The sequence below is a fragment of the Alicyclobacillus fastidiosus genome (genome assembly GCF_026651875.1).
Classification (GTDB): Bacteria; Bacillota; Bacilli; order Alicyclobacillales; family Alicyclobacillaceae; genus Alicyclobacillus; species Alicyclobacillus fastidiosus.
In genome coordinates this window covers 5,418,322-5,436,312 of record NZ_CP104067.1, presented here as the reverse complement: position 1 = coordinate 5,436,312, position 17,991 = coordinate 5,418,322, and the positions used below count along the sequence as shown (strand labels likewise).

Here is a 17,991-nt window from a genome sequence, read left to right as displayed (position 1 = left end):
TGTCGAATGGTGTAGACTGATGACAAATCACATGTGAGGCTTGGATAATTACATGAATCATACTCTCCGTTTACGAAATGCGCTTTGGATTGCTCCTGTGGTGTTGGCAATCCTGATTCGTCTGTTCGTCATCTTTTATTACGGCCCCTATGTATCCATTCACAGCGACGACGCAGGGTATCTGCGGAGCGCAGAATGGCTGTTGAAGTCGCACATTTACGCGTACTACACGCCGGATGCACCGACGGTTCACATGTTGCCTGGCATGACGTTCATCCTGGCGGGCGTCATAGCGCTCTTTGGTCAAGGGGCTGTAGGGCTATACGCCGGAAAAATCGTGTTTACGCTCATCGGGGCGTTCGGTATTGTGGGCGCTTATCAAAGCGTCGCGTACGTCTGGAATCGTTATGCCGCGTTTGTCGTGGCTCTGTTTCTGGCAGTATACGTCCCCGGTATCGAGACCGACACCCTGTTTCTCACCGAGACACCGTTTATGGCCGCCTTCGCTTGGACGGTGTTCTGGCTGTTGAAAGTGGCGGACACCCACAAGCTTCGCCACGTCGTCTTCGCTACGCTGTGGTTTATGGTCGCGATGTACTTCCGACCCAATCTTCTGTTGTGGGCCGTGGTCGCTTTCGTGTACTTGCTGATGAAGCGCTACCCCTGGCGCAAGCTCGTCGGACAAGGGGTCATTGCGGCAGCTATCGTCATTGTGTGCATCCTGCCATGGTGGATTCGCAATTTCCTGGTCTTTCACCAGTTCATCGCATTGACGGACGACGCTGCAAACCCACTTCTGCTAGGGACGTTTCAGGGCGTGAATTTTCCGGCGCCGAACAACCCAACTGTGGTGGAACACCATATTCTCGATGTTCACCCCAACTTACGCCCGCAGAGGATGCACGAAATTCCGTGGTTTCAGGCGGAACAGCACGCGGCCATGTACCGCATCCGGGAGTGGCATCACAACTCCCCGCAGGACTTCTGGAGAAGCTACCTCTGGATCAAGCCCGGAATTTTGTGGAACAGAGCGTACTTCCCGATCCGCATGCTCGGTATTCTCGCCAGCACGCTGAACGCCGTGCAGCCTGTTCTACTCTGGGCCTCACTCATTGGACACGGAATTGCGCTCTTGTTTGCGCGCGGCAAGCGCAAAGAGGTTCTGTTGGTTCTGCTGACGCTCTTGTATTTTACGGCGCTGTTCGCCGTGTTCTTTGCTTACCAGCGCTATAATGTCCCACTGATGTGGCTCATGTTCTCCGGGGTGCCTTCTGGTGTCTACGGGCTCATCGAGGCCGCGAAGCGGTTGGCGGGGGGGCGTCGACGGGCCGCCGCCCGTTCGTAAACGTTCACCGGGTCGTGGGCGGTCCGGGTGCTTATCTGGCCGCCCAAATTCGTTCGTCCAGAAGCTGGAGAAATATGCTATATTATCTCTGGAAATACACGTCAGAATCCACAGGGGATTGGGTATGGCGCGAAAGCGGATCGGTGAAATGCTCCTCGAGGTCGGCATGCTTACGCCTGAACAGCTGCAGCAGGCGCTACTCGACCAGCAAGAGGCGCAGGAACGTCTCGGGGACGTCCTCATCAACAAAGGCTACATCACACAGGAACAGCTCGTTGAGGTCCTCGAGTTTCAACTCGGGATTCCCCATGTGCAGCTTACCCGCTACCGCATCGAGGGTAGCCTACTCAAACTCATTCCAGAACGATTAGCGAAAACCTATAAAGTGATCCCTTTCCGACGAGAAGGCAACCACCTGTTTGTCGCGATGGTGGACCCACTCGACTATTACGCCATCGACGACCTGCGGATGACGACCGGGTTCGTGATCGATCCGGTCATCGCTTCGCGCGACGATATCGACAATGCGATTCACCGTTACTACAACCTGCAGGAGTCGGTGGATGCCGCTATTCAGAGCGTGCCGGCGGAACCTGTCGTCGACGAGGCCGAGGTAAACCGCGCGGACTCCCCGGTCGTGCGGTTGCTCAATCAGATCTTAATTGAGGCGGTGGCCTTGCACGCCAGTGACGTCCACCTCGACCCGCAGGCGGGGGGTGTGCGCATTCGCTACCGAGTTGACGGACTTTTGCGCACGGAACGCACCCTGCCTCGGAGCATGCAAAACGTACTCATCGCGCGCGTGAAGGTGCTTGCGAACATGAACATCGCCGAACAGCGGCTGCCGCAGGACGGGCGATTTCAACTGCGGGAGGGCTCACACTTCATCGATGTCCGCGTGTCGACGATGCCTACCGCCTATGGGGAGAAGGTCGTGCTGCGCATTCTCGACCTTCACGCCTCCCTTCTGGACATTCATCAACTCGGGTTTAGCAAGGAGAATTTGGACAAGTTCCAGCATATGCTGGCTCGCCCATATGGATCGATCCTGATCACGGGGCCAACAGGCTCCGGGAAGACGTCCACCTTGTACGCATCCTTACGCACGAAGGCCACACCCGAGGTAAACGTGGTGACGATTGAGGATCCAATCGAGGTGCAGTTGGACGGCATCAACCAAATTCAGGTGAACGCCGCGACAGGTCTCACGTTTGCGCGCGGACTTCGCGCCATTCTCAGACAAGACCCGGACATCGTCATGGTCGGCGAGATCCGCGACGATGAAACCGCGTCCATCGCCACCCGTGCGGCGGTCACTGGTCACCTGGTCTTCTCGACTTTACATACGAACGACGCGACAAGTGCCATTAATCGACTGGTCGACATGGACGTCGAACCGTACATGGTCGCCTCCGCCCTGACCGGCGTCGTAGCGCAGCGGCTAGTGCGTTCCGTGTGCCGGAACTGTATGACGGCGTACACGCCGACGCCCGTCGAAGAGAAACTCCTCGCCGACCACCATCTGTCACCCGCCCATTTGGTCCGCGGTCGCGGTTGTTCACTCTGCGGCAACAGCGGTTATCGTGGAAGGGTGGCCATTCACGAGGTGTTCACTCTTGACGACGAGTTGGCGCGGATGATCGTCGCCAACCAGTCCGACCGTGCGTACCGGCAATATGCACTCCAACATGGGATGACGGACATCCTGACCGACGGCCTGACGAAGGCCGTTGCATAACAGACCACAGTGCAAGAGGTTATCCGCGTCACGGCGATGGACGCGGGTGTGTAAATGACGTCCGGAGAAGGGGGGGGGAGCTTGTATCGTGCCGGTATTTTCGTATGAGGCCATCATCGAGCGAGGCACAAGAGCGTCGGGGCGCGTCGAAGCGGCACATCGGGAAGATGCCGCGCGGCAACTCGCGAGCAAGGGTTTACACGTAGTACGACTTCGCGAAGTGAACCCGACCATCTGGACGAAGGAGATTGAAATCGGTAGGAGACGAGTAAAACAGGAGGACTTCGTTTCCTTTTGCCGTCAATTTGCCACGTTGGTGCGCGCGGGCATCCCCCTCGTCGAGTCGCTCCAGGCACTGACGGAGCAGACGCGAAACAAGCAGTTGGCGAGTGCCTTGCTTGACGTGACCGACAGAGTCGTCGAAGGGCAAGTACTGTCCGACAGTTTTGCAGTGCACCCACGCGTGTTTTTGAATCTATTCGTCCAGATGATTCACGCGGGCGAAGTCAGTGGTACGCTCGACGAAGTGCTGGACAGCGTCGCCTCCTACACAGAGAAGCAGCATGAGACCATTGAAAAGGTAAAATCAGCGATGGTGTATCCCATTTCCGTGAGCGTCTCCGCTATCGCAGTGGCCATTTTCCTGCTCGTTCGCGTCGTACCGACGTTCGTCAACGTGTTTCAGAACCAGCACCTCGTTTTGCCGCTACCGACCAGAATTCTACTTGCCATATCATTTTTTATCACGCATCGGTTGTACTTACTTTTGCTCTCCAGATGTGAATCGTCTGGGGAGCTTTCGTCCATTCTAGGATGTTCTATCTGGCTAATTCCGTTCTCCCAAAATGGTAGGAAACCGGGTGTGCGCATGATTCTGCATTGGCAAACCGCCATATATCGGCTTCAGCGCAAAGCGCAAAGCGGCCTGACGCTGATTGAAGTGATGGTGTCTGTGGTCATTCTCTCCTTGCTGGCGACCGCCGTCTTCCTCGCGCTGCAATCGGTGCAAAGCGCCACGCTGACGACCGCGAGGGATAACCAGGCCCTGGGACTTGCGACGACCATTTCGGAGGAGATCAAAGACGGCTATGTGAACCCGTCGACGCCATTTGGGATTCAAGTGCCTGGGGATGCGCTCAGGAGCGCGACGCAGTCAGCGGTTTCCATTACAGTGCCAATGCCACCGACGACGGGGACGGTCGCGACGAACCAAGGTGCCTATGCCGCTATCTATTCCGGGTTCAGTTACTTGATTACGTGTTCCCTCAGTGGTACGTCGGACGCTGACTACGTGGTCGATGTGCGGGGACCGGCTGGCAGCGTAGCGACGGTTCAAATGCTGGTCCATGCGCTCAGTTGAAAGAGGGACGCTAATGCAATTCTCGAAACGGATGAGGAGTCAGGGAGGACTGACCCTCATCGAACTCATGGCGGCCATCGTCATCAGCGTGATGGTCGGGGGTGTGATCTTGGCGATCCTGTGGGGGACGGCGTCGAGATCGAACAGTCTCTTGACGTATAACGCCGCAGAGCGCCAAGTCTTGCTGGTCAATCACGCGCTGGTGAAAGAACTCCACACCGCCGATTATGTACAGGTACAGAGTACCGCCGGTGAACCCGGAACGAGGCAGGTGACGCTCTGGCTGTACAAGGGCGGGTACGTTCAGAACCCGAATTTGACGCCGGCGTGGTTATACAACACAACGACCGTGCAGGCGGAGCCAGCATCGAACAACTCAACCGCGGAGGCGGTGGTCGGAGCTCAGTGCTTTGCCGCGTTCGTCTTTACGCAGGCGAAAGGTAGCACGTGGAACGTGACGTATACGACCAACGTCCCAACGACGCCGCCGTCGGCTTGTCCGACCAGCCTCTCGTTATCGAGCATTCAATCGACAGCGCTGTTGAACGTGAGCGGGCTACAAGTGGCCTGGGACTTTCCCAACCTGTTCGGCGATGCAGGAGGCCCTCCTGTCGACGTCCAATGTAAGTTCGTCAACAGCTTTGTGATACGCTTGTCCGCGACGTACCAAAGCTCGACGGGGCAAACGACGACGTACGCGCTCACGGCCGGATATCACAACAAGGATGTGCGATGATCAGATGATGCGCTGGCTGCAAAATCGCGTGGACGACAACGAGGGCGGGTACACGCTAATCTGGGTGATGCTGCTTTGTGTCATCATGATTTCCCTCGTCTCTGCCGTCATCTATGCACAGATGTACGGGATGACAAAAGCATCCTCCTCGTTTCAAAACGACACGTCGGGTCAGGACGCGAGTGACGTCGCCGCACAGAGTGGCTTTGCGAAGATTGAGCAGGAAATCGAACAAATCGTCGCACAAGCGGGTGCGCTTACCTCTATCAACGGCGTCAATAGCGCCATCCAGCAGGTGATAAGCGGACTTCAGTCGGAAGGCTACACGGTCACGTTGACCGGCTCTTATACGGATGCGAACGACAACTTGCACGAAATCTTGAGAGTGACGGATGCGGGTGGATCTTCGATTAATGTCGATGTCACATTTGCCGTGAACGAGAGTGGGCCCGTGCAACCAGAACAAAATCCTTACCCGTATGGTAAATACGCAGGAGAGTACGTCTCGGATGGGGAAACGACCAATCAGAGTCAAATTGATGCGATTGGCCGGGAGCAAACGGGACAATACATCTTGGTCAATTCGTTGACGCCCGGCGGACAGCCTTCGTCACTCACGCTCAACAGCGGGGCACAGTTGACGTACGGGTCGGATGGGCATATGGCCGAGTTCGTAACTGGGGACATCGAGGCGAACAGCAACGCCTCACTAACGGTGGACGGATCGCTTTGTGCGTCAAATATCACGCTCAATAGCAACTCTAGTACGAATGTGACCGGTGACGTGATTGCGGATCAACTGACGCTGGGCAGCGGATCGACATTAAATGTGACCGGGAGATTGACGGTGGATTCCCTGGTCCTCGATGGGGATTCCACGTTGAACGTCGGCGGCGCGGTTTATGATGGTTCGTCCCTCACCCTGAACAGCGACACGTCCCTGACTATTACACACGACGCGACGATTGATGGCAGCATATTCATCAACAGTGGAACGACCCTGGCCGTCGACGGGAGTTTGTACGAGACAGGGGCGGTCACCTTAAATGCCGGCAGCACATTACAGGTGCAGAACAACGCGGAGATCTCGGGAGACGCAATGCTCAATAGCGGTTCCAGGATGACTGTTGGGCTCAATTTGTGCCTGAGTGGGACCATGACGATGAACAGCGGGCCGGTCGTCACCGTTGGGGAGCAGGCGCTGATTCATAAATTGGTAAACAACGGTGGGACATTGCGGGCAAACCCGTATACGAATACGGGAACGTGTCCGGTTGCCGCACAGGGGTATTCTTTGACCTCCATCACGGAGGTATAGGTGGGAGATTGGAATGGTAGGTAGAAACGGCAAGTGTGCAGTTGGCATCGATATCGCGTTTGACGCCATTCGGGTGGCGGAGTTGGAAATGAAGACGTCTTTGCGTGTCCAGAGTATCAGTGCGCACCCAGTTGGACTGGGCGCGTTTGGACAAGACAGAAGTGTCAACTGGGCGGCGTTGGAGAGCGCACTTCGAGAGATTTTACAGAGGTATAAACTGAAGGGGAAGCGCACGCATGTGGCGATTCCCAGTGCGTACACGGTGATTCGCCAACTCAGCCTTCCAGATTTCTCAGACGCGGAACTCCGAGAGGTCATTTCATTTGAGTTGACCAACTCGATTCACCTGCCGTTTCCAGAGGTGGTATTTGATTTCGTTCGTTGCCCGAAGGGCGGCGATGGTGGGCCGGACGACGGGAATCGCAGTGTCATTCTCATCGCGGCGGACAGGATCTTTGTGGACGAGTTGATCAAGTGTCTCAACGGCGCAGGCGTGCGTCCGGTCAGTATCGATGTCAGGCCACTCGCCATGTATCGTGTACTGAGGCGACTGTCCACGTTGCCTTCGACGTTTCTAATGACAGATGTCGATGCGACGGGGACGCGCATCCACGTGTTTCACGACGGGCTGCTCTATCTGACAAGAGATGTACCGATCCAGTTAGCGGGATCAGCGGATGGAATGGGGTTCGGCGAAGTAGGGGCAGCGCAAGAGCGCGGTGAATCTGGAGAATTGGCAACAGCCGTTCCAGTTGAGTCATTGACCGCGGCCGCTTACGTCGAGCGTTTGGGAGCGGAATTGGATCGTACCTTGAATTTTTTCCGCTACACACTTAACCAACTACAGCGGAATTCCAGGAGACGGTGTTTACGGGGAGTCGACGCATTCCGATGGACGTCATCGACGCTATCTCGCGACTAACGGGCATGAAGGCGAGAATGATCTTGTTTCAAGACGTCTTACATGAAAATCTGATTTCCAGTCGCCGCGGTCTGATGGTCTCACAAGAGGATACTCTGACGGATTATACGGCTGCCATTGGTTTGGCCATGCGTGGGGTGTAAGGAAGTGGACATTAACCTATTGCCGAGTGTGACAAGTAGGCGCCCGTACAGACTTAGCGGATTTCTCCCTCGCGGTGGGTGGCTTTCTGGGACCCTTGCGACTGTGGCGGTTCTGCTGCTAAGCGGGTCAGTTGCTGGCTGGATTGACGCTAGAGCCGACAAGATGGCGATGAAGGTCAGCCAGTTGACGTCGCGGTTGCAGAATCTTGACGAGAGCCAGGGTAGTGGGAGTGCCCCTGGGACAAACACACAGTTAGGGCAGTCGATTCAATCAAAGGCGGCAGGTCGGCTCGATTGGAGCGCTATCCTGCAGGACATTGCAGAGAGTTTGCCGCTTGGAATGACAGTGGATAGCATCAATGGGGTCGGTACTGTGATTTCGGTCTCTGGAAGTGCGTCATCCCTTGCCAATGTCGCGGATTTTGAAGCGCAATTGTCTGCCAAGTCGTGGGTTGCGAGTGTAACTGTGCAGGCGGTGATGGACGCAACGACGACGAAGGCGCCGGTATTTGTGGGGAGCGGGGACGGTGCGAAAAAAGCTGCGATGGCGTACACGTACAGTTTGAGTATTGTGCCAAAGCAAGTGGCAGGAGGGATAACCACGTGAACAAGCGGCTGTCGAAACGCGAGCGGGTTCTTCTCGTGGCTACGGGTTGCGTCGTGGTGACGGCGATTGCCTACCTTGTCTGGATTCGCCCTGAACTCAATCGGTTTCTCGTCTTTCGAAGTGAGGCGTCGCGGTTGAGTCACTCGATTGAAACGACTTCTTTAAACGCGAACGCGGCTGGGACACCGACGAGCGACGTCGACAACACCACGCCATTCATCCTTCCGAAGACGATGGATGAGGCGGGCTTCCTCCACACGCTCGCAACCGTGTCGACTGCGAGTAAAGTCCAGGTTGTGAGTGTCCAACTCGTGCAGGGTAACAGCGCCGAAGGCTCATCTGCAGAAGCTGGCGTCTCTACAGCGTCGCTGGCAGACGTCGAAACGCAAGTGGATATCCGAGGGACCAGTGCCGAAATTGAGACGTTTGTGAAGCAGTTGCACGACGCAAAAAGGTTGATTGACGTGAGCTCGTTGGTCATTCAAGGAGAGAGTGGGGGAGTGGACGAGGCCACACTCGACGTCCACACCTACTATATCCCTAAACCATAGCATTTCGCGGGGCGGCCATGTCCTATCTCGAATGGTCGCCCGCCGGTAGCAGCCCTCGCGAGAGCGCGTGAGCCTCCTCCAGTTCATCCCCGATTCGCGACAGTTCCAATACGCTACTGCTCATCCGTTCACGGTGATAAATCCCGATTTGTTACGTAACCCTTGTTAGTTCCCTGCATAAGGTTCCATCGAGATGGCCATCGCGAGCGCGGTGTTTATTGGATTGGCTGATGCTTGCGTGGTCGTGAGCTGATAGAGATTGTCGTCCTCCTGCCAAATCACGTCGACGTTGACGCTGCTTCCATCACTGCTGCTCGTCACGTGGATGGTTGCGTCGTCGTGCGGCACTGGCATGGAATTCTGGTCGAGGAATTTGGCGACGTCATCTGCAAGCGGTGTGGCAGCCGCCAAAGTATTCTCATTGGTAACCTGGATATTCCACTTGCCCTCTGTCCATTGGATGCTGGTCGATCCGCCACTGTGTCCCTCGTTGGCCGCGTGGTTTCCGGTCAGTACAATCGGTGTGTTCTGACTGGAGCTCATCGTAGGCCCTGCCAGGATCTTAAAGCCTTGTGAGGCTTGCGAACTCGACGTAAAATGGCGATTCGTCCAGCTCGCGAGCGTTTGATTTGAAGATTTCAGCGTGACTGCATTCATGGAGCTGTAAGCAGGCTCACCGGCCGACGGTTGCGTCGATTGCGATGTCGTGTAGAACACCTTGCCAGCGCCAGTTGCGGCAGTGGGAAGCTTGGTCGGTGCCTCGGCCCCGTCCAACACATCGTGCCCGAAGCGAATCATCGACTGATTGACAATCGTCGGAAACGCTGGATTCGAAGTCTGTGTCACGGTCGAATTGCTGCCGATGGCGTTCCCAGTGGTTGTGTTCGTCGCCGTGACGGCGTTGGCGGTGTTGTTGGTCGTGTTGTCGACCGTGTTGTTGGTCGGATTGGCCGCGCCCGCCGCTACGGCGTTTTGCGCAGAGGTGGGCGTCGTCGAATGCGACGCGCACCCAGTCAGAGCGGCGACGCTGGTCAAAGCAATTGCGGCTCCCATCATCCATTTATGAGATAGGTGCATTTTGACTCCCCCTAGTCTGGTCGTGACAGGTATTCCCTTAAGGCCTGTCCTATCAGTTTGACGGAGAACAGGGCTAGGGCGTTTCGTGAGCATGGACGAGCGATGAATACATCAATATAAAATTATATCGATACATCTGTTGTTATTGACGTATTTCAAGTGGTGTCGATTCGCCACCCTCTTCCATGATTCGACGTTCAGGGCATCACAACCTGTCACCTGGGGATGAAAATACAACGCTGCCTACGGGTGGTTGTGGGTGTCCTCTCACGTGTGACCCTCTGCACATCATCGCCTTACCCGGCTTTAACAATCGGCTGACCCTGCGTGGATTGAAGCGGCTGATCGAGTAACCGAAACAAAATGGTGCGAAGGGACGTCGGGGACTTTGCGGCGGGTATCGCCCATCTGGCCCTCGCATATCCCCCGGGGGCTTGGCGCCAAGGCTGGTGCCCGCCTTAGCGGCAGTGACAAGAACGCACATGCCACAGCGGCGAACGCCTGCCTTGTTCGTAGGGGGCCGGAGCGTCAGTTTCAGCCGCCCCTCGATGCGGGAATGGAATTAGGCAAAATAGTCGAGCAAACCAGGTAGGTCCTTGGTGAGATGTATTGCACCTGTGAGTTCGGAAACATCCCCGAACCCAAAGTCGCATCCGATGAACGGGATGTTCACTTCTGCGGCCGCATCCCTGTCCGTATATCTGTCGCCCACCATAAACAATGCCTCGCCCCCTCCGTAGCGGGAGATCAAGGCGCGTAAGATGTCCGATTTGCGCGTGCCCTGAACGGATTCCAAACACAGAGGGCGGTCGAACAGGTGACCGATGCCCTGCGAGGACATCACGGCGTCCAGGTAACTTTTGCCGCAGTTGCTCGCTGTCGTCAAGGTATAGCCGCGGGCGTGAAGTTCTTGGACGACTTCACGCGCATGCGGAAGTAAAATATCCTGCTTGCGAATCTCGTCATCGATACGCTGTCCCGCCCGCTCGAATCCGATCATCTGCTCCTCTGGCGTATGTCTTGGCATTAAGGTGTCCCAGATCTCCGTATCTGGTAGTCCGAAGGTCTTCAACATTTGTTCCTCTGAGGGGAACTCATCCGGTTTGTATGCGAATTCCGACAGCACCAACCGGTAGGCTTCCACGGCGATGCTGCCGGTGTCGATGAGGGTGCCGTCGAGATCGAATATGATAACTGCCACAAAAGTTCCTCCACTATCCCTAGTCTTTGGGTGCGATGTGCGCCTCTTAAATCGGGCTGATTGTTCAGACATCAGCCCTCCGGTGGCCAGGCTCCGCGCTCTTTCAGCGAGACTTCAACGAGTCGGCGAATCCACTCGCTCTTACTGGTCTTCGTCCCCGTTTGCAAGTATTGGCGTAAAAGGAACATCTCAAGCGCCTTGTCGAGGTCCTCATCGAAGTATAGCGTCGTAACTTTGCGCTTGAGTCTCCTTGGTCGTCCCGGGCCGGTAGTCGGTGGAGACGGCGCGACTGGCTCCGGTATTTCGACTAACTGCTCTTGGTCGGGCGAGGAGTGGATAAGCTCCTGATGCACAGTTCGAGAACGGGCCAGTCGCTGTTGCAACTTTTCTTTTAAATCACTCATAGTCGCTGTAACAACTCCTCCGTGAACTGTTCGTATTCCTTGATGGCTCGACGCAATTCGGGATTGGTCGCAAATCCTTGAAGGTTCAGGCGCCCTGTGGCCGCCCGTCGATAAATCCTCTGCTCGAAGAGCAGTGGGCCATATTCTTCGTCATCCTGAAGTGTCTCCACCAGCAGTCGAGCGTCCGAACGGCGTTTATCGACCATCGTGGCGAGGATGCCGGCCACTTTCAGGTTAGGATTCAGTTGTTGGCGCACATGGTGCACCGTCTCAAAGAAACGAGGAAGTGCATCGAGACAAAACTTGCTAGGTTCAAATAGCGATACGATGTGTGTAGCGGCGGCCATCCCGTTGATGGACTGGTCGCCAAGGCTCGGCGGGCTGTCGATCACGACGTAATCATACGGCCTCACCTGAAGGATCTTGTTCAGTGCGGCACGTAGGACAAGGCCTGGGTTCTTACCGGGGTATGACCGTTCGAACTCCCGGTACAGCCATCTGGAGAGCGTAGCCATAAAATCTTCGCTCGGCATCAAGTCGATGCCGTTTGAAACCGGATGCACATACCGCGAGACCAGTTCTTCGCCGTCCGCATCGATGGCTTTCATCGCCTCGAGGGCCGTCCTGCCGCTGTACTCGTAAATGTCATCTACGTCGCTGAGGAGGTTGGTGAGGTTGCCTTGCGAGTCGAGATCGACCGCTAGGACACGCTGACCCCGCCTTGCCAATATGTAAGCAGTGGTCGCCGCAGTCGTACTCTTTGCAGCGCCACCTTTTTGAATTCCGAAGTATAACACGGTGGTTTTGCTTGCCAACGGTGTACGCTCCCTTCCATCTCATTCTAGCATATTCTGGTCTCTACCTATATGGATATCCGTTTGTGGTTTATATCATTATACAACTGATATATTTATATAATTACGTATATACGTATATTGATTTGCTGCGTGATGGCTCCAAACAACGCGGGGACTCCCCGCAAAATTCACCAAAAATTGACGGATGTGCGGGGTCAATGACACAATGAGGGAAACAATTCAGTTCAAGGAGCGCGTACATTTATGAGTACGCTATTGAAATCGGTACGAAACGTGGTTTTTCCACAAGAGATCTTAGAGAGCATCTACGACGGCTATTACGAGATGGACGCGTCGGGCCATCTGGTTATGCTGAATTCATCTTTGTGCGAGATCTTGCATATGTCCGAAAGTGAACTGATTGGGACAGCGTATCGATCTCATTTGACTTTTACACAGGCGAAGAGCCTGCTTACATTATGGTCCTTTGTATGGCGCACTGGCTGCTCACGCCGCGCACACGAGTTTAGTTTCCGTGGGGGCGACGGCCGCGAACTGACACTGGAGGCCTCAGCGACGCTCATTCGGAATCAGTTCGGCGAGCCTACCGGGATGCGCGGAATCATCCGCAATGTCACCGACAGAAAGATGGTAGAGTGTGCCTTGCGAGATAGCGAACGGCGCTATCGCTCGTTGTTTGAACAGAACTCGGACGTGATTGTCCACATTGATCTGAATGGAAGGATCGTCGACGCGAACCCTACGACTGAGAAGTTTATCGGCTACGACTGCGAGGCACTTCGCGGAATGCCACTCGAGATGTTTTTGACACCGCAGGATTCCGCACGCGTGCGTCGCGGTTTTTTCTATGCCCGAACCGGCGTGACCAAGGAGTTCGAAATCCTCTTGCGGCATCGTACGGGACGGCCGCTGTGGGTGAGTGTGAAGACGGTGCCCATTCGCTTCGCCGAAAAAGTGGTTGGCGTATTTGCGATTTGTCGCGACATCACGGAGAAGCACGCGGCCGTGGAGGCCATAAAGCGGCTAAGCGTGCAGAACCAATCGATTTTAGAGTCCGTCGCGGATGGCATTTGCGGGGTTGATTTGAATGGGAATACGGTCTTCTTCAACCCGGCTGCAGAGCAGATTTCAGGCTATTGTGCAGGTGATCTCCTCGGTAAAAATCTCTACGAATGCCTAGGTGAACCTCGTTCAGGCATCAGAGCGGTACATGGGGGTGCGAACCCGGTACTTGAAGCGATAAGGTCGGGACAGACGCGACAGGTGCGAGACGGGTACTTTTGGCGCAAAAATGGGACATCTTTTTGCGTGGAATACGTCGTCTCTCCGATCTACGAGGCGGAACACGTCACCGGTGCAGTTCTCGTCTTTCGGGACGTCACTGCACAGCGGCAGTCGGAGGAAATGCTCCTGCATTCCGAAAAGTTGTCCGTGGTCGGTCAACTTGCCGCAGGTATTGCACACGAAATCAGGAATCCACTCACAGCCATCAAAGGTTTTTTGCAACTGGCAGCCCGGCAACCGGAGTACGCGGCGAAGTATATCGACATCATGTGCACGGAAGTGGATAGGATATCGGGGATCACCAACGAGCTCCTGGCGGTGGCGAAGCCGCAATTAACAGAGTTCCGCCCCGTCACGATGGCAAGTATCGCGCGCCGCGTCTGTGCGTTATTGAAGTCCGAAGCGCTGATGCAGGGGATCACACTGGACCTGCGTCTAAACGACGAGGGGGCGCAGGTGTTGTGCGAGACGGACCGGATTCATCAGGTCCTCGTCAATCTTCTGAAAAACGCGATGGATGCGGTCGCCGACGGTGGTCGGGTGGAAGTCGCAACTTGGGTAGCCGCTGGTCTGGTGTACTTACGGGTGACGGACACCGGTATCGGCATGGATGTGGAGGCGCTGAAAAGAGTGGGGGAACCGTTCTACACGACCAAGTCGACAGGTACCGGGCTCGGCGTGATGGTCTGTCAACGAATCATGCAATCCCATGGGGGTTGTATCACGTGGGACAGCAAAATCGGTGAAGGTACGTCGGTCACCCTCTACCTACCGCAGTATGTTGACGAGTAATTGGCTCGCCTGTCGGTTTCACGGCGGTCGCTGCTAGCCCTCAGACGGGAAAGTCTAAGAAAACCGAAAAGGCGGCGCAATGGCGTCGCCTTTTCGATACGAAATGATGAATCATACCTGGGATTGCTTCGGCTTTTGCAGCCTTGTGTGATTTGTCTTTATCCTTCTGACCCTTTGACCCCTGATGTGGCCGCACCCTGCCAACCGCGCACGCTTGTAGATGAACTGTACACGCATGCACCCCACTTTCGGGAGGATGGATAATACGACCCATCGGCACAATAGCAAAGGCCACCTGTAAAAACAGGTGGCCGGTTGCACAAGTCACTCCCCTAGGCCTATGTGCCCACGTTACCGCCCTAGGATCATCATGTTCCACACATTTCGTCGAAATTGTTGAATTGTAACTAAATTATATTGGAGGGGATATTTCTCCGTCAACCAGTTCTATGAAATATATTTCGAACGCTGATGACTAGGCGAGTTCACCCAAGCAGAGGGTTTACCCCTTCCAAAACTCCCACTATAATCAAAAGGAATTCAAAATTGGTTACCGTCTATCATCCTGCCCAAATCATGTAACATTTTGTCTCCTTCTGTCGTCTCCAGAAGGCAACGGGTCACCCTACTCGTGACTCCTCTGTCTCCAGATCATCGATGAATTTTTCGGAACAACATTACGGAGGACGAATCATGAGCCATTCAATACGGCGGTGGAGCGCTTGCATGGCCGCGTCTATGACGCTTGGACTCGGCGTCGCGATGCCTGTAGTGCCTGCTGCCACTTCTGCTTCGGTGCAGGACCTCACAACTCTAGGCTCCATCTCAACGACCGTCACAGGTTTACCAGATTCGACATTTTCACAGGCAGAAAGCGTATATCAGCAGCCTGTCACGAGCGCGCAGGGGTGGTTGGGCTTCAATCACCAAGGTGGCCGTTACATCACGGTCAAGTTCGGTAAATCAGTCAATTTGAAACACATTCAGATCACCGCTCTTCAGAATCAGTCGGCGGGCGTCTATTTCCCGGATTACGTTCAGTTCGAATTCGAGCAGAATGACGATTGGTACTCCGCAGGCGCTCGCTATTCTGCGATTCCAGCGAGCGGGCAAAAGACCATCACGCAGACGTTTGCATGGGACAGCACTGGCGGCGTCGAGGCAGATGCCATTCGGCTTTACATACCCGTGGGCGTCTGGGTTTTCGTACGTGGACTCGATATTCAAGGGAGCACCACTTCCCAGGGAAGTCCTGCTGATCTGTTGACCGCTGTACCGGGAACTGGAGATGACATCGGGCCAATGTCACCCACGTCACCTGGTGATGCAGGTATTCACAACATGCTCCTCGTCGATACGGGGGCCAATGGAGCGGAGGGTACGTGGTCGACTAGCGACTTTCTGCCGATGATCGGCGATGTGAATAGCGTCGGACAAATGACCAGCCCTCTCTTTGACACCATGCTCTTCCTTCCGTATGGCAGCGTGAACAACACGGTCACCGGGCTGACCAATTACATAACGGACCTGTTTGAGCCCAACCAACAGCTATCCGCACTAGATCAAGCCGTGGCGCAGAGCAATCAAATGCTAAACCGACCGGATTACAAGGAGAAGGTCGTACTGACGATTCCGTACTTCGGTTATGGCACGCACGACTTCGGCGAAATTTCCGGACAAGACGTCAACTTCGCCGGATCGGGGGCGGATCCGAACGCGCTCACCGCCCGTGAATCGGCCATGCAATGGTATCTGCAGACGCTCATGGCAAAATGGCAGGCAGCCGATTTTCAGCACCTGCAGTTAGCAGGGATCTATTGGGATGAAGAGCAGTACCACACCACCACCCCAGGTGAATTTTCCTACCTTCAGTACGGCGTGAACCAGGTCCATCAACTGAAGTTGCCACTGTTCTGGATTCCGTTCTATGGCGCGGATAGAACAGACGCATGGCAAACCCTCGGCTTTGACGCAGCGTGGATTCAACCGAACTACGTCGAGCAAGGGGCCAGTGCAGATGAGGTGCGAATCAGCAACGCGATGGAGACGGCCAAGCAGAGCGGCATGGGCATTGAAGTGGAGTTGACCGGACTAGACGCTACCAATCAGCAGCTGTATGACACATTTTTGAATAAGCTCACGGTCGAAGGGTTCGGTCACGATCAAGTGACCCACGCGTTTTATGATGGTTCAAAGTTACTCGTGACCGCGGCGGAATCGACCGATCCGACACAGCGCGCAGCCTACGATGCGACCGCGGCCTTTATTGAAGGAAAGTGAGAAATCAGATGAAGAAACGCGTATGGATGAATTCACTGGGTATTGCCACAGCCGCGGGAATCACCCTCGCGCCGATGTGGACGAGCGTGGCGTACGCGGCGACGAGCGCCACGTACGACATGACGAAAAAGACCATTGTCCTCAATGACAAAACGGTGAGTCAACCGTACGGTTTTGCGCACAACCAGACGATGTACATGCCAATTTGGTACGTGGAGACTGGCCTTCTGCAATTAGGTATCAAGAGCACGTGGAAAAATAACGTGTGGAATTTGCAGGTGCCTTCGACGATGGCTGTCGACACCTCCAATATTCAGGTGGGAACGGGCCACATTCAACTCGAAATCAACGGAAAATTGATGCACAAAGTAGACGGAATCGCAGCTGTCGATCCGGCCTCGGGCAAACCGACTACCTTCATCCCGATTTGGTACACGCAACAACTTCTCGCACGTCTGGGTATCACGTCTCCTTGGAATGGTTCGACGTGGACGCTGACGACTCCTAGTACCGTCAGTTCTCCGCCTGTGTTGCCGACGGATGAAGTGCCGACGTGGAAACTGCTTCAGGGCGTCGAAGCGTCATTCGGCATTTCCGCGACCGCGTCAGGTACCAGCCCGTATGATGATATCGCAGCAACCGACGCCCACTTCGCGACAACTGCCACCGCAATTCGCGACCACCTGTATACCCCGCCATCATCTACGCACTCCGGGGCGTACGAAGCGGTCAGCGTGGCCACAGCGGATCAAGTGCTGTGGAATGCGTTTGGCATCACTGAAGCCGCGTATCAACCTGGTGGCGCCCCTTTTGCCTGGGCGAACGCGGTCGGACTCAACCCCACTGGTGTCCAGTCGACAGACTTGTTGACGGCGCAGGAATTAGCGGAAATGATGTCGAATCTTGCTAATCAAAAAGCCGGATTTGAAAAACTGGGCAACAATTCGTATCAGATAGACTACCCTATCCGGGACGAGGCAGTTGCCACTTTCTCTGGTGACAGTGCAGGTGGCCAACCCTTTTTTACATCGAATCAGGCCGTCCAAACCGCCATTATCAATACCTATCAATTCTTCGACAACATCCAAGTGACCGACGAGAATGGCACATGGGAATTGACGATGCCAGGGCTTGCAGCATCTAGCTGCTTTAGTTATACCACCACTCTGGGGCAAGTGAGTTACGAGTTGCCGGGGGAAACCACTTGGTCGTCCACCGACGTACTAGATAGTCGGGATTTGGACCTCACGGGCGACGAAACCGTCAAGGTTCTGATTCCAGAGACGTCCGGTATCACGGTTTCCCTCAACCAGATGCTCCCTGACTTTGGTGGCACTGTGGCGTTGGGTGAATTACAAATCGGTGTGGCGAACGGCGCGTTATCCGTCGAGCGCATCGACATTAGTCAGTGAGCG

Annotated in this window: 16 protein-coding genes; 12 read left to right on the top strand and 4 right to left on the bottom strand. The window is 55.1% G+C overall.

Annotated features, from left to right (window positions below):
- The first annotated feature begins 52 nt into the window (after positions 1-52).
- From NZD89_RS26440 to NZD89_RS26400, 9 genes are all read left to right on the top strand, one after another.
- A complete protein-coding gene (locus tag NZD89_RS26440; RefSeq protein WP_268005617.1) occupies positions 53-1,345 on the top strand; it encodes an ArnT family glycosyltransferase in 1,293 nt (430 codons plus the stop codon).
- Between the two features lie 124 nt (positions 1,346-1,469).
- Entirely contained in the window at positions 1,470-3,083 is a 1,614-nt protein-coding gene (locus tag NZD89_RS26435) for a GspE/PulE family protein (RefSeq protein WP_268005616.1), read from the top strand.
- 88 nt (positions 3,084-3,171) lie between these two features.
- Positions 3,172-4,443, top strand: coding sequence for a type II secretion system F family protein (locus tag NZD89_RS26430; protein ID WP_268005615.1), 1,272 nt, complete (start codon positions 3,172-3,174; stop codon positions 4,441-4,443).
- A 13-nt stretch (positions 4,444-4,456) separates the two neighbouring features.
- A complete protein-coding gene (locus NZD89_RS26425) occupies positions 4,457-5,179 on the top strand; it encodes a PilW family protein (protein ID WP_268005614.1) in 723 nt (240 codons plus the stop codon).
- A gap of 4 nt (positions 5,180-5,183) precedes the next feature.
- Positions 5,184-6,497, top strand: a complete 1,314-nt coding sequence (locus NZD89_RS26420; RefSeq protein WP_268005613.1) for a hypothetical protein — start codon at positions 5,184-5,186, stop codon at positions 6,495-6,497.
- A gap of 13 nt (positions 6,498-6,510) precedes the next feature.
- A complete protein-coding gene (pilM, locus tag NZD89_RS26415; protein ID WP_268005612.1) occupies positions 6,511-7,419 on the top strand; it encodes a type IV pilus biogenesis protein PilM in 909 nt (302 codons plus the stop codon).
- Positions 7,389-7,562: a hypothetical protein gene (locus NZD89_RS26410; protein WP_268005611.1), complete on the top strand. Its 174-nt coding sequence runs from the start codon at positions 7,389-7,391 to the stop codon at positions 7,560-7,562. The genes pilM and NZD89_RS26410 overlap by 31 nt, the downstream gene beginning before the upstream one ends.
- A 4-nt stretch (positions 7,563-7,566) precedes the next feature.
- Positions 7,567-8,169, top strand: a complete 603-nt coding sequence (locus NZD89_RS26405; RefSeq protein ID WP_268005610.1) for a PilN domain-containing protein — start codon at positions 7,567-7,569, stop codon at positions 8,167-8,169.
- Positions 8,166-8,720 carry a hypothetical protein gene (locus NZD89_RS26400; RefSeq protein ID WP_268005609.1) on the top strand — a complete coding sequence of 185 codons (555 nt, stop codon included), beginning with the start codon at positions 8,166-8,168 and terminating at the stop codon, positions 8,718-8,720. Before NZD89_RS26405 ends, NZD89_RS26400 begins: the two co-directional genes overlap by 4 nt.
- 165 nt (positions 8,721-8,885) lie before the next feature.
- Here NZD89_RS26400 and NZD89_RS26395 read toward each other — a convergent pair whose 3' ends face one another.
- From NZD89_RS26395 to NZD89_RS26380, 4 genes are all read right to left on the bottom strand, one after another.
- The gene (locus NZD89_RS26395) at positions 8,886-9,797 is read right to left on the bottom strand and encodes a hypothetical protein (RefSeq protein WP_268005608.1); all 912 of its coding nucleotides are present in this window, start codon (positions 9,795-9,797) and stop codon (positions 8,886-8,888) included.
- 562 nt (positions 9,798-10,359) lie between these two features.
- Positions 10,360-10,998 (bottom strand): HAD family hydrolase, encoded by a 639-nt coding sequence (locus NZD89_RS26390; RefSeq protein WP_268005607.1) that lies wholly within the window; start codon positions 10,996-10,998, stop codon positions 10,360-10,362.
- A 71-nt stretch (positions 10,999-11,069) separates the two neighbouring features.
- The gene (locus NZD89_RS26385; RefSeq protein WP_268005606.1) at positions 11,070-11,402 is read right to left on the bottom strand and encodes a hypothetical protein; all 333 of its coding nucleotides are present in this window, start codon (positions 11,400-11,402) and stop codon (positions 11,070-11,072) included.
- Positions 11,399-12,217, bottom strand: coding sequence for a ParA family protein (locus NZD89_RS26380; protein ID WP_268005605.1), 819 nt, complete (start codon positions 12,215-12,217; stop codon positions 11,399-11,401). The genes NZD89_RS26385 and NZD89_RS26380 overlap by 4 nt, the downstream gene beginning before the upstream one ends.
- A gap of 246 nt (positions 12,218-12,463) precedes the next feature.
- Between NZD89_RS26380 and NZD89_RS26375 the strand changes: the two genes are divergently transcribed.
- The 3 genes from NZD89_RS26375 (at position 12,464) to NZD89_RS26365 (ending at position 17,988) form a co-directional block, all read left to right on the top strand.
- Positions 12,464-14,296 (top strand): PAS domain S-box protein, encoded by a 1,833-nt coding sequence (locus NZD89_RS26375; RefSeq protein WP_268005604.1) that lies wholly within the window; start codon positions 12,464-12,466, stop codon positions 14,294-14,296.
- A 693-nt stretch (positions 14,297-14,989) separates the two neighbouring features.
- Complete coding sequence (locus NZD89_RS26370) at positions 14,990-16,576, top strand: DUF4855 domain-containing protein (protein WP_268005603.1); 1,587 nt, start codon at positions 14,990-14,992, stop codon at positions 16,574-16,576.
- Positions 16,577-16,584: 8 nt separating this feature from the next.
- On the top strand, positions 16,585-17,988 hold the full coding sequence (locus NZD89_RS26365) for a hypothetical protein (RefSeq protein WP_268005602.1): 1,404 nt from the start codon (positions 16,585-16,587) through the stop codon (positions 17,986-17,988).
- Positions 17,989-17,991: the final 3 nt, after the last annotated feature.

Bases quoted from the DNA above. Each gene is read 5' to 3' on its own strand.
- NZD89_RS26395 (WP_268005608.1), bottom strand. From the start codon at position 9,797: ATGCACCTATCTCATAAATGGATGATGGGAGCCGCAATTGCTTTGACC.
- NZD89_RS26410 (WP_268005611.1), top strand. From the start codon at position 7,389: ATGGACGTCATCGACGCTATCTCGCGACTAACGGGCATGAAGGCGAGA.
- NZD89_RS26420 (WP_268005613.1), top strand. From the start codon at position 5,184: ATGATGCGCTGGCTGCAAAATCGCGTGGACGACAACGAGGGCGGGTAC.
- NZD89_RS26365 (WP_268005602.1), top strand. From the start codon at position 16,585: ATGAAGAAACGCGTATGGATGAATTCACTGGGTATTGCCACAGCCGCG.
- NZD89_RS26435 (WP_268005616.1), top strand. From the start codon at position 1,470: ATGGCGCGAAAGCGGATCGGTGAAATGCTCCTCGAGGTCGGCATGCTT.
- NZD89_RS26440 (WP_268005617.1), top strand. From the start codon at position 53: ATGAATCATACTCTCCGTTTACGAAATGCGCTTTGGATTGCTCCTGTG.
- NZD89_RS26370 (WP_268005603.1), top strand. From the start codon at position 14,990: ATGAGCCATTCAATACGGCGGTGGAGCGCTTGCATGGCCGCGTCTATG.
- NZD89_RS26425 (WP_268005614.1), top strand. From the start codon at position 4,457: ATGCAATTCTCGAAACGGATGAGGAGTCAGGGAGGACTGACCCTCATC.
- NZD89_RS26385 (WP_268005606.1), bottom strand. From the start codon at position 11,402: ATGAGTGATTTAAAAGAAAAGTTGCAACAGCGACTGGCCCGTTCTCGA.
- NZD89_RS26375 (WP_268005604.1), top strand. From the start codon at position 12,464: ATGAGTACGCTATTGAAATCGGTACGAAACGTGGTTTTTCCACAAGAG.
- pilM (WP_268005612.1), top strand. From the start codon at position 6,511: ATGGTAGGTAGAAACGGCAAGTGTGCAGTTGGCATCGATATCGCGTTT.